We start from the raw sequence: 15,466 nt of genomic DNA, 5'->3' as shown, positions 1-15,466 counted from the left end.
ACTTACCCCTTGACGGCGCCGGCTGTGAGCCCGCGAACGAAATACTTGCCTGCCACCACATAGACCAGCAGGGTTGGCAGGCCGGCGATCATCGCCGCCGCCATGTCGACGTTGTATTCCTTGGCCCCGGTACTGGTATTGACCAGGTTGTTCAGGGCTACGGTGATCGGTTGCGAGTCGCCGCTGGAGAACACCACGCCGAACAGGAAGTCGTTCCAGATCTGGGTGAACTGCCAGATCAGGCAGACCATGATGATCGGTGTCGACATCGGCAGGATGATGCGGCGAAAAATGGTGAAGAACCCGGCACCGTCCAGGCGTGCGGCCTTGACCAGCGCATCGGGAATGCTCACGTAGAAGTTGCGGAAGAACAGCGTGGTGAAGGCCAGGCCATAGACCACATGCACCAGCACCAGGCCACTGGTGGTGCTGGCCAGGCCCAACTTGCCGAGGGTGAACGAGGCTGGCAGCAGCACGGTCTGGAACGGCAGGAAGCAACCGAACAGCAGCAAGCCGAAAAACAGCTGCGACCCGCGGAAGCGCCACATCGACAGCACATAACCGTTGAGCGCACCGATGGTGGTCGAAATCAGCACCGCCGGTACGGTGATCATGATCGAGTTCCAGAAGTACCCGCTGACCGTGCTCCAGGCCTTGACCCAGCCGATGCCGCTGACCACGGTCGGCCAGCTCAGCAGGTTGCCGGTACTGATGTCCTCCGGGGTCTTGAAGCTGGTCAGCAGCATCACCACCAGCGGCACCAGGTAAAGCAGCACGGCCATCAGCAATACAGTGTAAATCGCGATGCGGCTGATGCTCGGCACCGCTTTATCGACAGGGCTATGCATGGCGTTTGCTCCGCAGCTCCGAGTACAGGTAAGGCACGAGGATCGCCAGGATCGCCCCGAGCATGAGGATGGCGCTGGCCGAGCCCATGCCCATCTGGCCGCGGCTGAAGGTGAACGAATACATGAACATCGCCGGCAGGTCGGATGAGTAGCCCGGGCCACCGGCGGTCATTGCGGCCACCAGGTCGAAGCTCTTGATCGCAATGTGCGAGAGGATCATCAGCGAACTGAAGAACACCGGGCGCAGGCTCGGCAGCACGACGGTCCAGTAGATGCGTGGCAGGCTTGCGCCATCCATCTGCGCAGCACGGATGATCGACTGGTCGACCCCGCGCAGGCCGGCCAGGAACATCGCCATGATGAAGCCCGAGGCTTGCCACACGGCAGCGATCACCAGGCAGTACACCACCCGGTCGGGGTCGATCAGCCAGTCCAGGCGAAACCCTTCCCAGCCCCAGTCACGCAACAGCTTGTCCAGGCCCATGCCAGGGTTGAGCAGCCACTTCCAGGCGGTACCGGTGACGATCATCGACAAGGCCATTGGGTACAGGTAGACCGTGCGGATGAAACCTTCGCGGCGGATGCGCTGGTCGAGCAGCACCGCCAGCAGTACGCCGATGGCCAGGCTGATACCGATGAATAGCCCGCCGAACACCAGCAGGTTCTTGCTGGCCACCCACCAGCGATCGTTGTCGAACAGCCTGGCGTATTGCGCAAGGCCCGCCCACTTGTAAGTCGGCAGGAAGGTCGAGGTGGTGAAAGACAGGACGAACGTCCACAGGATGTAGCCGTAAAAACCCACCAGGACGATGAACATGCTGGGTGCCAGCACCAGCTTGGGTAGCCAGCGCTGCAGAGCGTCCAGGGGAGAGGCCCGCAGTCGGGCGGTTGCTGTAGTCATGATTCACCTTGAAGGCACTGCCCATCTGCTGTAGGAGCGGCCTTGCGTCGCGAAAGGGCTGCGCAGCAGCCCCAGGGGCTCGAGAACAAAGACAGACCGTCGAACCTGGCTTGCAGGCTTGGGGACCGCTTCGCGGTCCTTTCGCGACACAAGGCCGCTCCTACAAGAGCGATCGTGCCTGCCTTGAGCTTGGTTACTTGGCCGATCTGATCGCCGCCGCCAGCTTCTTCGCAGCATCGGCAGGGTCGGCCTTGGGGTCGTTGATGTAGTTGGTCACCACATCGAAGAAGGCGCCCTGCACGGCCAACGTGGTGGCCATGTTGTGCGCCATGCTCGGCTGCAGGCCGCCGGTTTTGGCGTCGGCCATGAAGTCCTTGGCAGAAGTCTGGGCGCAAGCGTCGAAGCCGTAGGTGCCCATGTCGGCGAGCATGTCGTTACGCACGGGAATGGAGCCTTTGTTGATGCTGAAGACCTTCTGGAAGTCCTGGCCAAGCACCTTCTTGGCGATGTCCTGCTGGCCAGCGGCCGTGCCCTCGTCGTTCTGCTTGAACACCACCAGTGAGTCGATGTTGTACAGGAAAGCCTTGTCGGTACCAGGGAACGCGACGCACTGATAGTCCTTGCCGGCGGTCTTCTTGGCCAGGGTCCACTCGCTCTTGGCCCAGTCACCCATGATCTGCATGCCGGCCTTGCCATTGATGACTTTGGCTGCTTCCAGGTTCCAGTCCTGGCCTTTGCCGTCGGGGTCCATGTAGGTGGCGACCTTTTTCAGCTCGGTCAGCGACTTGACCATCTGCGGCCCGGTCAGCGTGGCTTCATCGAGGTCGACCAGCGCTTTCTTGTAACCGTCCGCCCCCATCACCGACAGCACCACACTCTCGAACACCGTGCTGTCCTGCCATGGCTGGCCGCCGTGGGCGAGCGGGATGAAGCCGGCGGCCTTGAGTTTGTCGGCGGCGGCGTAGAATTCGTCGAGGGTGGTCGGCGCCTTGTCGATGCCGGCCTTCTTGAACACTTCGGGGTTGATCCACAGCCAGTTGATGCGATGGATGTTCACCGGCACGGCCACGTAGTCACCTTCGTACTTGACGGTGTCGGCGACCTTCTTGTCGAGCAGCGAGTCCCACTTTTCTTGCTTGGCCACATCCTTGAGCACATCCGGGTCCAGCAGGCCGGTGGCAGCCCAGTCCTGGATGTCCGGCCCCTTGATCTGGGCAACGCCGGGCGGGTTGCCGGCCACGGCGCGGCTCTTGAGCACGGTCATGGCCGTGGCGCCACCACCGCCGGCAACCGCACCATCCTTCCAGGTGAAGCCATCCTTCTCGACCTGGGCCTTGAGCACATCGACTGCCGCTTTTTCACCACCGGATGTCCACCAGTGAACCACTTCGACACTGCCTTTGGTGTCGGCGGCGAGAGCACTGAGCGGGAACAGGGAGGCGAAGGAAATCGCGGCAGCGAGGCGGAGAGTCGAATTCATCGGAGTACCTTTCTTGTTGTTATGCCGGGCAAGTCGAGCGCTTGCATTGCATGGAGTCTAATCAGAGTGCCCGCTGCGTCAGGTAACGAAGCGATGCGTGAATGTCATCGTTTGGTTACATTGCGCGCCAGTGCGCTCGCCAGGCTGGGTGCCAGGGGCAGCGTTGGCAGCATTACAGCCTGGTAGGCGTGATAAAGGTCTGGCTTGCCTGCCCAGATCGTCGCCGCTGGCTGGTTGTCCGGGCCGAGTTCGTGGTGCCAGCTTCCGGCTGCGCGGTCGATGAAATGAGTGTCGATGAACGTCCAGAAGCGCCGGTACCATTGCTCGTACTGCTGCTCGCCGGTTCGCCGCAGCAGCGCTGCGGCACTGGCGCACGCTTCGGCATGCACCCAGTGCAGGCGCTCGCGCACCCTGGGCTGATTGTCCCAGCCCAAGGTGTAGACGATGCCCTCGGCACCATCGACGCTCCAGGCATGCTGACAGGCATTGGCGAACAGGCCCCGCGCGCAGGCCAGCAGCCATGCCGGGGCAGGAAGCCCGGCCTGACGCCGCGCAGCCTCAAGGTGCAGGACCAGACGGGACCACTCGAACGCATGGCCAGGCGTTGTGCCGTATGGGCGGAAGTGATCTGCGGGATTGTCCCGGTTGTATTCGGGCAGCGGTTGCCAGTGCACATCGAAATGTTCGATCACTCGGTAGTCACTGGCGCCAGCAGGGCCGTGAATGATGCGCTCGACGATACGCAGGGCGCGCTCCAGCCAAAGTACATCGCCCGTCACATCGGCCAGGGCGAGGAAGGCCTCAGTGGCGTGCATGTTGCTGTTGGCACCACGATAGGCTTCAGGCTGCTGCCAGTCGCTGGAGAAGGACTCGCGCATCGCACCCTCTTGCTCACTCCAGAAACGCTCCTCGATGACCCGTATCGCCTGCGCCAGCAACCCCTGTGCTCCCGCAGCGCCCGCCACGACGGCAGAGCTGGCGGCAAGCGCGACGAAGGCATGCAGGTAAGCCGCCTTGCCGTTGTCGCCCTGGCCGTACGGGCGGGCGAACCAACCGCCGTACCCGGCGTCGCGCAAAGGCCCGCACAAGGCCTGCACACCGTGCTGCACCAATGCCAGGCAGCCTGGCGCGCCCTGAAGGTGGGCCAGGGCGAAGCTGTGGGTCATGCGTGCGGTGTTCATGGTTTCGGCGACAGCCGTAGGGGGCAATTTGCCGCGGGCGTCGAGATTGCCGAAACCTTCGGCGGCTTGCGAGGCCTTGGCGAAAGAGAGCAGCCGCTGGCCCTCGCTTGTGAGCCAGGCGGTATGTTCCGGGGAATCGATGTAGTCCATGCGCCCGCGTCTTCCCTGTATGAGGTTTGCAGATTCTAGCCAGCCGTCCTGGCTGGGATGTCACGAAGGCTTGCGGTTATGTCACCGGTCGGTGACATACCTTCACTCAACGCCACGCGGCAGATAAAGGGTCACGCGCAACCCACCCTCGCGCAAATTGAGCAAGCTCACCTCACCCCCATGGCTATGGGCAATGTTGCGGGCGATCCCCAGCCCCAAGCCATACCCTTGCTGCTGCCCGGCGAGCCTGAAGTGCGGCTCGAACACCTGCTCAAGCTGCTGCTGTGGCACACCCGGCCCGTGGTCATCCACCTGCAGGACAAAGCCCTGTGCGCTGTCGATGATGCGCAGGCGGGCCCGCTCGCCGTACTTGATGGCATTGTCTATCAGGTTGCCGATGCAGCGGCGCAAGGCCAGCGGCTTGCCGGGGTACGGCGCCAGGGCCTGGCCTTCGACGGTGATGCGGCCATCCCCCAGATACGGCTCGGCGAGAATCTCCAGGACCTGGTTGAGGTCGACCGGCTCGATGTTCTCGTGGATGTCAGTGTCTTTCACGCATTGCAAGGCGCCTTTGACCAACAGCTCCAGCTCATCCAGATCCTGGCTGAACTTGGCCTGCAGGCGCTCATCTTCCAGCAGTTCGACGCGCAGCCGCAGCCGGGTGATGGGCGTGCGCAGGTCGTGGGAAATGGCGCTGAACAACTGGCTGCGCTCGGTGAGGTAGCGGCTGATGCGTTCACGCATGCTATTGAACGCACGCCCCACCTCGACCACCTCGCTGCCACCGCCCTCGGGCACTGGCGCCACATCGGCGCCCAGCGACAGGTCCCGCGCGGCCCGCGCCAGGCGCTTGAGCGGCCAGCTCTGCCAGTGCACCAGCAGGCCGATGAACAGCAGCAGCAAGGCGGTGGTCAGGACGATGAAGCCGATCTGCTGGCGTGGCAGGCGCTCGGCTTCAAGGCTGGTGTAGGGCTCAGGTAGCAACGAGGCGATGTACAGCCACTCGTCTTGGCCCAGGCGAATCTGCGTGACCAGTACAGGCGGATTGAGTGGTTCCAGGGTCAGCGAGTAATGCGCCCAGGAACGCGGCAGCTCATCGAGCTTCAGGCCGCTGTTGAAGATGCGCAGGTCATCGGGGGCGACGAACTCGACGGAAACTTCCATCTGCGCGCCCAGCCGCTCATGCAGTACCTGCTGGAACACATCGATCACCGCCTGCTTGCGCGGTGTTATGGGCAATACCGGCATGTCCAGCGGCTTGTCGTTGAGCGACACGAAAAAACGCGTACCACCCATGCTGCGCAACTGGTCCAATACCATCGGCCGATAAGCCACCGGCAAGGAACGGAAATAACTGACGCTGGCACTCATCGAATGGGCCAGGCTGCCGGCACTGGCGCGCAAGCCCTGAAGCTGGCTGGCACGTAACTGCGCGACCCAGATGACGCTGGACAAACCTTGAGCCAACAACACCACCAGCAAGGTCAACAGCAGCATGCGCCCCAGCAGCGAGCGCGGCACCAGGCGCCAGCGCCGCTCAGGAAGCACAGCAGACATGCGCAGCCAGCAGGTAGCCACTGCCGCGCACAGTGCGGATCAGCCGTGGCGGTTTGTCGGTGTCGCGCAGACGCTGGCGCAGGCGGCTGACCGCCATGTCGACGATACGGTCCAGCGGCATCGGCTCGCGGCCACGGGTAGCATTGCCGATGGTATCGCGGTCGAGGATCTGCTGAGGGTGATCGAGAAACAGCTTGAGCAGGGCGAAATCGGCACCGGAAAGGATCACCTCTTCGCCATCGCGGTGGAACAGGCGGTGGCTGACCGTGTCCAGGCGCCAGTCGTCGAAGGCCAGTACCGCTGTGGCTGGCGCGGCCTGGCCGAATTCCGCGCGACGCAGCAGGGCCTTGATTCGCGCCTGCAGTTCCCGCGGGCTGAACGGTTTGCCCAGATAATCGTCCGCACCAAGCTCAAGGCCGATGACCCGGTCGGCCTCGTCGGAGCTGGCGGTCAGCATGATGATCGGCACCCGCGATTGACGCGGGTGCTGGCGCACCCAGCGACACAGGCTGAAGCCGTCCTCGTCGGGCAGCATCACATCGAGAATGACCAGATCGCAGTGAGTGTTTTCCAGAGCGTGGCGAAAACCCTGGCCATCGGCTTCGGCGTGCACCTGGAAACCGGCGCGACTCAGGTAGGTTTGCAACAGCTCGCGGATTTCCTGATCGTCGTCGACCATCAGGATCGATTTTCCGGCAGTGCTCAAGGTATCCCGCCCTCTTGTTGTCACAGGTCTTTTGCCTGCTGTGAGGGCCGCAAAGCGGCCCCCTATCAATGATCCAGAGCCTGCTGTAATGCCACGCCGGCGCCCAGCAGTCCAGAAAACTCTGCCGTCACCAGCCACACCGGCACACCGGCGAAGTAACCGCTCATGCAGCCCTTGTCGGCAAAACTTGCAGCGAACCCGCTGCGCATGAACAGTTCGGCAAACCGCGGGATGACGCCGCCAACAATATAAACACCACCGCGCGCACCCAGGGTCAGAACATTGTTGCCTGCCACGCGCCCCAGGAAGCGGCAGAACTGTTCGACCACCGCCAATGCCCGTGGCTCGCCACTCAGGGCGGCATCGGTAATTTCTGCGGGTGTCTTGTGCCGTACCGTATCACCGTCCAGCGCACAGATGGCCTGGTACAAACGCACGAGGCCGCCACCGCTGAGCACGGTTTCAGCGCTGACATGGCCAATCTGCCCATGAATCTGCTGATGGATCGCCGCTTCGCGGGCATTGCCCACCGGCAGGTCGACATGCCCTCCCTCACCGGGCAGCGCCAGCCAATGCTGCTCACCGAGGCACAGCAGGCTACCGACGCCAAGGCCGGTACCCGGGCCGATCACCAGTGCAGGTCGCGCCGGGTCGGCCTGGCCGGGGCAGACCTGGCGCACCTCGTCCTCTTGCAGGCGGGTCATGCCCAAGGCCATCGCCGTGAAGTCGTTGATCAGCAGTAGCTGTTCGACCTGCAACGTCTTGCAGAATGCGCTGCGGCTCAGCCGCCAATGATTGTTGGTGAAGCGAAATTCATCACCGTCGACCGGCCCGGCCACCGCCAGGCACACTGCCGACAGCCCGCCACGCTCGATACCCTGGCTCTGCAGGTAGGCCTCGATGGCCTGCTCCGGGCTGGTGTAGTCAGCGGTGGCGAAAACTTTCACCTGATGCAGCTGGTTGTCACGCCACAACGCAAACCGGGCATTGGTGCCACCGATGTCGCCAACCAGCAGGTCCTTCATTTGAGGTTCTCCAGGGCCGAGGTAAAGGCGCTGGCGCCCTGCTCGGCCGAGCTGAACGCCATGCGCATGAAGCCGAACAGCTCGCGCCCACAGCCCAGGTCGTTGCCCTGTGGCGCAGGTGGCAGGTCGCGGCGGGCCAGTTCCTCGGCCGACACCTTGAGCTGCAGCGTGCCTTCGACACCATCGACCCGCACGATATCACCATCGCGCACCCGCGCCAGCGGTCCGCCATCAAAGGCTTCAGGGCAGACATGGATTGCGGCCGGGATCTTGCCCGATGCACCTGACATGCGCCCATCGGTGACCAGTGCCACTTTATAGCCGCGGTCCTGCAGCACACCGAGGAACGGCGTCAGCTTGTGCAGCTCCGGCATGCCGTTGCAACGTGGCCCCTGGAAACGCACCACGGCCACGAAGTCGCGCTCCAGTTCGCCGGCCTTGAACGCATCGGCCAGCGACTGCTGGTCCTGGAAAACCCGTGCCGGGGCCTCGACGACCTGATGTTCAGGGGCCACCGCGGACACTTTCATCACGCCACGCCCAAGGTTGCCTGCCATCACCCGCAAGCCGCCTTCGGCCGAGAACGGCCGCGCCACCGGGCGCAGGATGGTCTCGTCCAGGCTCTGCTGCGGGCCTTCGCGCCAGACCAGCTTGCCGTTGTCGAGGAACGGTTCCTGCGTGTAGCGGCGCAACCCGTGGCCGGCGACAGTGTTGACATCCTCGTGTAGCAAGCCGGCATCGAGCAGCTCACGTATCAGGAAGGACATGCCACCGGCGGCCTGGAAGTGATTGATGTCGGCCTTGCCATTGGGGTAAACGTGGGACAGGGTCGGCACCACCTCGGACAGGTCGGCCATGTCCTGCCAGGTGAGCTGGATGCCTGCCGCCTGGGCGATCGCCGGCATGTGCAGGGTGTGGTTGGTCGACCCCCCGGTGGCATGCAGGGCGACGATGGAGTTGACCAGCGATTTCTCGTCGACGACCTCGCCCAGCGGCATGAAGCTGCCACTGGCCTTGGTCATGCGTGTCACTTGCTGTGCGGCCTCGGCGGTCAGCGCGTCGCGAAGCGGGGTGTATGGGTTGACGAACGAGGCCCCCGGCAGGTGCAGGCCCATCACTTCCATCACCAGCTGGTTGGTGTTGGCAGTGCCGTAGAAGGTGCAGGTGCCCGGGCTGTGGTAGGACTTCATCTCCGACTCCAGCAGTTCCTCACGGCTGGCCTTGCCCTCGGCATAGCGCTGGCGCACATCGGCTTTCTGCTTGTTGGAGATGCCGGAAACCATTGGCCCGCCCGGTACGAAAATGGTGGGCAGGTGACCGAAGCGCAGCGCGCCCATCATCAAGCCGGGGACGATCTTGTCGCAGATACCCAGCATCAGCGCAGCGTCGAACATGTTGTGCGACAGCGCCACCGCAGTAGACATGGCGATCACTTCACGGCTGGCGATGGCCAGCTCCATGCCAGGCTCACCCTGGGTCACGCCATCGCACATGGCCGGCACACCGCCAGCGAACTGGCCGACGGAGCCAACTTCGCGCAGTGCCTTCTTGATCTGTTCGGGGAAATGCACATACGGCTGGTGCGCCGAGAGCATGTCGTTGTAGGCCGAGACGATGGCCACGTTGGCGGCATTCATCAGGCGCAGGCTCTGCTTGTCGTCAGCGCCACACCCGGCCACGCCATGGGCGAAGTTGGCGCACTGCAGGCTGGCCCGCATGGGTCCGTCGCTGGCCGCGCCGCGAATCAGCTGCAGGTAGCGTTCACGGGTGGCACGGCTGCGTTCGGTCAGCCGTTGGGTGACCTCAAGGATGCGCGGGTGCATGTACTGGACTCCAGGCTAGCGGTAAGGGCGGTTTACCGGGCATTTCCCCTCCAAACGATTGCGGCCTAGGCTCCTGTGTAAGAGACCCTGCGCATCGAGGCGGCGGCTTGCCCGACCACTCGTTGTATATTTAAACAAAATACTGCCAGTAAAAAGGCTTGTTTTCTATCGCTGAGTGAATAATCTTGTAATTCCAACAACAAAACCGTTTCAGTGAAGCTTCATTTGTGCCACAGGTTTCACTCGAACTGCCAGAGGTACTGCCATGACACTACGTATCGCCATCAACGGATTCGGCCGCATTGGTCGCAATGTCCTGCGCGCACTGTATACCCAAGGCTACCGCCACGACCTGCAGGTCGTCGCCATCAACGACCTGGGCGACAGTGCCATGAACGCCCACCTGCTCAAATACGACAGCGTACACGGTGCTTTCGATGCGTCGGTGGAAGCTGATCACGAGAGCCTGACGGTCAACGGTGACCGTATCGCGGTGAGCGCCATCCGCAATCCGGCCGAGCTGCCCTGGAAGGCTGAAGCGATCGACGTGGTGTTCGAGTGCACCGGGCTGTTCACCGACCGCGCCAAGGCCGCGGCGCACCTGGCGGCCGGGGCTGGCAAGGTGATCGTCTCGGCACCGGCCAAGGGCGCCGACGCCACCGTGGTATACGGCGTCAACCATGACATTCTGCGCGCGTCGCACCAGGTCATTTCCAACGCCTCCTGCACCACCAACTGCCTGGCGCCGATCGCCCAGGTACTGCACCGCGAGTTCGGCATCGAGCAGGGGCTGATGACCACCATCCATGCCTACACCAACGACCAGGTGCTGACCGACGTCTACCACAGCGACCCGTACCGGGCGCGCTCGGCCACCCAGTCGATGATCCCGAGCAAGACCGGCGCCGCCGAAGCCGTGGGCCTGGTGTTGCCGGAACTGGCCGGCAAGCTGACCGGCATGGCGGTACGGGTACCGGTGATCAACGTGTCGCTGGTCGACCTCACCGTCAACCTCAAGCGCGAGGCCACGGCCGAGCAGGTGAACCAGTTGTTCCTCGAAGCCAGCCGGCATTCCAAGGTGCTCGGCTACAACGCCCTGCCGCTGGTCTCGTGCGACTTCAATCACAACCCGTTGTCGTCGATATTCGATGCCAACCACACCCGCGCCAACGGCAGGATGCTCAAGGTGCTGGCCTGGTATGACAATGAGTGGGGGTTCTCCAACCGCATGCTGGATAACTGCCTGGCATTGTGCAGCGCCCGCTGAGCGCAGGCACTTGCTGCGGTAGGAGCGGCCTTGCGCCGCGAAAGGGCCGCGCAGCGGCCCCAACTATATCTCTGGCGCTCAGAAAACCTTGGGGCTGCTCTGCAGCCCTTTCGCGACGCAAGGCCGCTCCTACCGACAATCTTTACCTTTTCCTAACACTTCCAGGCTTGACCTTCAGGCAAGATGATAAGCATTATCATTCACCTTTCGTCGGCCAGGTCCCCCTGTGAGTCAGTCCCGGTTCAACTCTGTCTTCCTCGTTCAGCGCCTCCCCCTATTGCGGACCTTGCAGCGCATGGTCGGCAACCCCAGCACCGCCGAGGACCTGCTTCAGGAAACCTACCTGCGGGTGTCCCGCGCCTTGGGGGAGCGGCCCATCGAACACCTCGAGCCCTTCGTCTTCCAGACCGCGCGAAACCTGGCCCTGGACCATCTGCGCACGCGCCGGGTGCAAGCGCGCATGCTGGTCGACGATGTGCCCGAAGAAATCCTGCACAACGTCGCCGCGCCGCTGAGCAGCAGCGAGGATGCCGCACACGCCGAGCAACTGCTCAAGCACCTGAGCGTCAGCCTAAACCAGTTGAGTGAGCGTCAGCAGCGTATTTTCATCCTCAGCCGCCTGCACGGTGCCAGCTACGTGGAAATTGCCGGGCAACTCAATGTCTCGGCCAGCACGGTCCAGAAGGAGCTGAAACTGATCATGGCAATCTGCATGGGTGTGGCCGAACGCCTGAAGTAAGACGACCGCTGGCCACCCGAGCTCGGCGAAGCGCTTGCCACGCCCCGCCTTAGCCTTGATCATTCGGGAAAATCATTTCAAGGATTCACCGTGACCGACAGCCCCGCCCCTCGCCCGCCGACCGCAGGGCCCGACGCCCGCGCCCGTGCGATGGACGAGGCGCTGGACTGGCTGGTCCGCCTGCAATGCGCCACCGAAGCGGACACGCTGGCCTTCGAGCAGTGGCTCAGCGCCGCGCCGGAAAACGCCGTGGCCTACGTCGAAGCCGAAGCCCTTTGGAACGGCACGCCGGTGCGCCAGGCCGCCACACAAATGCATCAGGTGCGGCGCCGCTCTGTACGCGGGCGTCTGCGGGCTCACTGGAAACCCCTGGCGACCGCCGCAGTACTGCTGGTCGGGCTGTTCACCGTGGGCAACTTGCCGATGCGCCTGCAGGCCGACCACCTGACCGTGGTGGGCGAACGCCAGCGCCTGCAGCTCGATGACGGGGCCAAGGTGCTGCTCAACACCAACTCGGCTTTCGCCAGCGACGTGCGCGAAGGCCGTCAGGTGGCGCGGTTGCTACAAGGCGAGGCGTATTTCCAGGTACCCGGTGGCACCCAACCACCACTGGAAGTTCAGGCCGGCCCGCTGCGGGCACAGGTGCGCGACACCGATTTTGCCGTGCGCTACCTCGATGGTGAGGCACAGGTCCGGGTGCAGCGCGGCGACGTCGACCTGCAGGCCGCCAGCGACCAGCGTATCCGCCTCAGCGCTGGCGACAGCATCAGCGTCGGCCCGCAAGGCTTCGGCCAGCGCCAGCGCCCGGACATGCACAAGGACCTGGCCTGGGTCGATGGGCGCCTGGTGTTCGAGAACTGCCCGCTTAGCCAGGTGCTGGCCGAAGTGCGGCGCTATTACCCAGGCTGGATCATCAACCGCAACGCCCACCTCGAAGACATGGCGGTGACCGGCAACTACCGCCTCGACCAGCCGCTGGAGACCTTGCGCGCCCTGGCGCACATCACGTCAACGCGGCTGCACGAGTATCCCGCGCTGGTCATTCTCAACTGACCTGAAAACTATTTTTACGCGATCGCGCTTCCCCGTCCGTCTCGTTATAGCCAATGCAACTGATTCTTGTTTCAAAACAGGAACGGTCATCACCTATAACAGTTCGCGCGTCAGGGAGCGCTTTCGATGTCCACAGGTCCAACTCGCCCGTCCCCCCTTCCCCGCCGTACCGGCCAATTGTCCCTGCTGACCCTGGCCTTGCTCGCCAGTGGCGCCTGCGGCCTGCCGGCGCTGGCCGCAGAACCTGCGCACGCGACAAGCCCACGCATGGGCGACTACCGCTTCAGCATCGCCCAGCAGCCCTTGGTCGAGGCCATCAACGCCTTCAGCCAGGTGACCGGCTGGCAGGTGGGCTTCAGCGCCGAACTGGCCGACGGTGTGGCTTCGCCAGGTGTACGCGGCTCGCTGCCTCCGGAAGCGGCACTGAAACAACTGCTGCAAGGTACCGGCCTGGGCTATCGCAAGATCGGCAACGGCAATGTGGTGCTCGAACGCCAATCGGCGGGCAATGCCATCGCCCTGCAGCAGATGACCGTCAGCGCCACGCGCAGCGCCCAGGACGTCAGCCAGGTGCCGAGCACCGTGAGTGTGCAGACACGCGAGCAACTGGACCGGCAGAACGTCAATAACATCCAGGAACTGGTGCGCTATGAGCCAGGCGTGTCGGTCGGTGGCACCGGCCAGCGCAGCGGCCTGAACGGTTACAACATCCGTGGCATCGACGGTGAGCGCGTGCTGACCCAGATCGACGGTGTGTCGATCCCTGACAGCTTCTTCTACGGCCCCTACGCCCAGACCCAGCGCAACTACGTCGACCCCGAGATCGTCAAGCGCGTGGAAATCCTCCGCGGCCCGGCCTCGGTGCTGTACGGCAGCAATGCCATCGGCGGTGCGGTGAGCTACTTCACCCTGGACCCGGACGACATCATCAAGCCCGGCAAGGATGTCGGCGCGCGCCTGAAGACCGGCTACAGCTCGGCCGACGACAGCTGGCTGACCTCCGCCACCGTGGCCGGCCGCCAGGGCGACTTCGACGGCCTTTTGCACGTCAGCCAGCGCAACGGCCACGAAACCGAATCCTACGGCGAGCATGGCGGCAGCGGCCTGTCGCGCACCGAAGCCAACCCGGAAGACGTGCGCACCACCAACGTGCTGGCCAAGCTTGGCTGGAACTACGCCGACGACGCGCGCCTGGGCTTCACCTACGAGCGTTACAAGGATGACCGCGACCAGAACATCCTCAGTGCCGTGGGCGGCCCGTTCATTCCAGGCTTAGGTGCCATGAACTCCTACCGCATGCGCCAGGGCAACGACACCGTCACCCGCGAGCGCTTCGGCATCAACCACGAGTTCGGCCTCGACAGCCTGGTCGCCGACCATGTGAAATGGAGCCTGAACTACCAGATCGCCAAGACCGACCAGCGCACCGATGAGCTGTATGTCGCGTCGGGGCGGCAGGTGCTGCGCGACCGCCAGACCACCTACAAGGACCGCCAATGGGTGTTCGATGCCCAGCTGGACAAAGCCTTCAGCATCGGCCAGACCGATCACCTGCTGACCTACGGCACCACCATAAAGCATGAAGAAGTGACCGGCTCACGCAGCGGCTCCGGCACCTGTGTGGCCATTGGCGGTAGCTGCACCGCCATCGGCCAGGACAGCTCGCGCGACGGCCAGGCCCTGGTCAGCGATTTCCCGGACCCGACCATCAACACCTACAGCCTGTTCTTACAGGATGAGATCCGCTGGAACAACTGGACCTTCATGCCCGGTGCCCGCTACGACTACACGCGCATGGAGCCCAAGTTCACCGACGCGTTCCTGCGTGGCATTCAGGGCTCGGGCGCAGCGCCAGGCGCCCTCGACGACTCGGACAAGAAGTGGCACCGCGTGTCGCCCAAGTTTGGCCTGACCTACGCTTTCAACGACAACTACACCTGGTACGGCCAGTACGCCGAAGGCTTCCGCACGCCGACAGCCAAGTCGATGTACGGCCGCTTCGAGAACCCGACACTGGGCTACAGCGTGCAGGGCAACCCCGGGCTTGAGCCGGAGAAGAGCAAGAGCTACGAGACCGGCCTGCGCGGCAACTTCGATGCCGGTAACTTCAGCGCTGCGGTGTTCTACAACAAGTACCGCGACTTCATCGACGAAGACGCCGTGCAGTCGGCTAACCTGGAAACCACCTTCCAGGCCAACAACATCAAGCACGCCACCATCAAGGGCGCAGAGGTCAAAGGCCGCCTCAACCTCGACCACTTCGGTGCGCCAGACGGCCTCTACACCCAAGGCTCGATCGCTTACGCCAACGGCCGCAACGATGACAACGGCCAGCCGCTGAACAGCGTCAACCCACTGACCGGCGTGTTCGGCCTGGGTTACGAGCAACCGAACTACGGCGGCCTGCTGAGCTGGACCGTTGTCAAGCGCAAGACCCGCGTCGACGACACCACGTTCTTCGCCCCGGACGGCCAAAGCTCGCAATTCCGTACCCCTGGCTACGGCGTGCTGGACCTGAGCGGTTTCTACAAGGTGACCGACGACGTAACGGTCAACGCTGGGCTGTACAACCTGACCGACAAGAAATACTGGCAGTGGGATTCGGTGCGCGGCTACGACGGCCAGGGTGAGGCGGGCGTGACCCAGCCTGCCAACCTCGACCGCCTGACCATGCCAGGGCGCAACTTCGCCATCAATGTGGTGTGGGATATCTGACTGAGCCAATCGCTACTGGCC

At 63.5% G+C, this 15,466-nt stretch carries 12 protein-coding genes; 4 read left to right on the top strand and 8 right to left on the bottom strand.

The features are described from left to right. Positions 1-2: 2 nt before the first annotated feature. The 8 genes from NGJ21_RS19085 to edd all read right to left on the bottom strand — a co-directional run bounded on the left by NGJ21_RS19085 (position 3) and on the right by edd (position 9,671). Positions 3-782, bottom strand: coding sequence for a carbohydrate ABC transporter permease (locus tag NGJ21_RS19085; protein ID WP_371316861.1), 780 nt, complete (start codon positions 780-782; stop codon positions 3-5). A 58-nt stretch (positions 783-840) separates the two neighbouring features. Next, entirely contained in the window at positions 841-1,749 is a 909-nt protein-coding gene (locus NGJ21_RS19080) for a carbohydrate ABC transporter permease (RefSeq protein WP_012316021.1), read from the bottom strand. A gap of 193 nt (positions 1,750-1,942) precedes the next feature. Continuing rightward, a complete protein-coding gene (locus NGJ21_RS19075; protein WP_046784411.1) occupies positions 1,943-3,229 on the bottom strand; it encodes an ABC transporter substrate-binding protein in 1,287 nt (428 codons plus the stop codon). A 104-nt stretch (positions 3,230-3,333) separates the two neighbouring features. Beyond that, positions 3,334-4,560, bottom strand: coding sequence for a D-mannose isomerase (locus NGJ21_RS19070; protein WP_251962498.1), 1,227 nt, complete (start codon positions 4,558-4,560; stop codon positions 3,334-3,336). A 102-nt stretch (positions 4,561-4,662) separates the two neighbouring features. Then, the gene (locus NGJ21_RS19065; protein WP_046784413.1) at positions 4,663-6,117 is read right to left on the bottom strand and encodes an ATP-binding protein; all 1,455 of its coding nucleotides are present in this window, start codon (positions 6,115-6,117) and stop codon (positions 4,663-4,665) included. Beyond that, positions 6,098-6,823 (bottom strand): two-component system response regulator GltR, encoded by a 726-nt coding sequence (gltR, locus tag NGJ21_RS19060; protein ID WP_046784414.1) that lies wholly within the window; start codon positions 6,821-6,823, stop codon positions 6,098-6,100. The genes NGJ21_RS19065 and gltR overlap by 20 nt, the downstream gene beginning before the upstream one ends. Before the next feature lie 65 nt (positions 6,824-6,888). Continuing rightward, the gene (locus NGJ21_RS19055; protein WP_251962497.1) at positions 6,889-7,848 is read right to left on the bottom strand and encodes a glucokinase; all 960 of its coding nucleotides are present in this window, start codon (positions 7,846-7,848) and stop codon (positions 6,889-6,891) included. Next, the gene (gene edd / locus NGJ21_RS19050; RefSeq protein ID WP_251962496.1) at positions 7,845-9,671 is read right to left on the bottom strand and encodes a phosphogluconate dehydratase; all 1,827 of its coding nucleotides are present in this window, start codon (positions 9,669-9,671) and stop codon (positions 7,845-7,847) included. The genes NGJ21_RS19055 and edd overlap by 4 nt, the downstream gene beginning before the upstream one ends. Before the next feature lie 265 nt (positions 9,672-9,936). On the opposite strand from edd, the gene gap reads away from it, so the two are divergent. The 4 genes from gap (at position 9,937) to NGJ21_RS19030 (ending at position 15,445) form a co-directional block, all read left to right on the top strand. Next, complete coding sequence (gap, locus tag NGJ21_RS19045; protein WP_046784417.1) at positions 9,937-10,938, top strand: type I glyceraldehyde-3-phosphate dehydrogenase; 1,002 nt, start codon at positions 9,937-9,939, stop codon at positions 10,936-10,938. A 226-nt stretch (positions 10,939-11,164) separates the two neighbouring features. Then, a complete protein-coding gene (locus NGJ21_RS19040) occupies positions 11,165-11,677 on the top strand; it encodes an RNA polymerase sigma factor (RefSeq protein WP_046784418.1) in 513 nt (170 codons plus the stop codon). A 90-nt stretch (positions 11,678-11,767) separates the two neighbouring features. Then, positions 11,768-12,730, top strand: a complete 963-nt coding sequence (locus NGJ21_RS19035) for a FecR family protein (RefSeq protein WP_115273965.1) — start codon at positions 11,768-11,770, stop codon at positions 12,728-12,730. Between the two features lie 126 nt (positions 12,731-12,856). Then, complete coding sequence (locus NGJ21_RS19030; protein ID WP_251962495.1) at positions 12,857-15,445, top strand: TonB-dependent receptor; 2,589 nt, start codon at positions 12,857-12,859, stop codon at positions 15,443-15,445. Positions 15,446-15,466 lie beyond the last annotated feature (21 nt).

Origin of the sequence: Pseudomonas sp. Marseille-Q5299, assembly GCF_943737035.1 — a bacterium.
Lineage (GTDB): Bacteria > Pseudomonadota > Gammaproteobacteria > Pseudomonadales > Pseudomonadaceae > Aquipseudomonas > Aquipseudomonas putida_E.
This window is presented reverse-complemented; position numbering and strand designations above follow the sequence as displayed.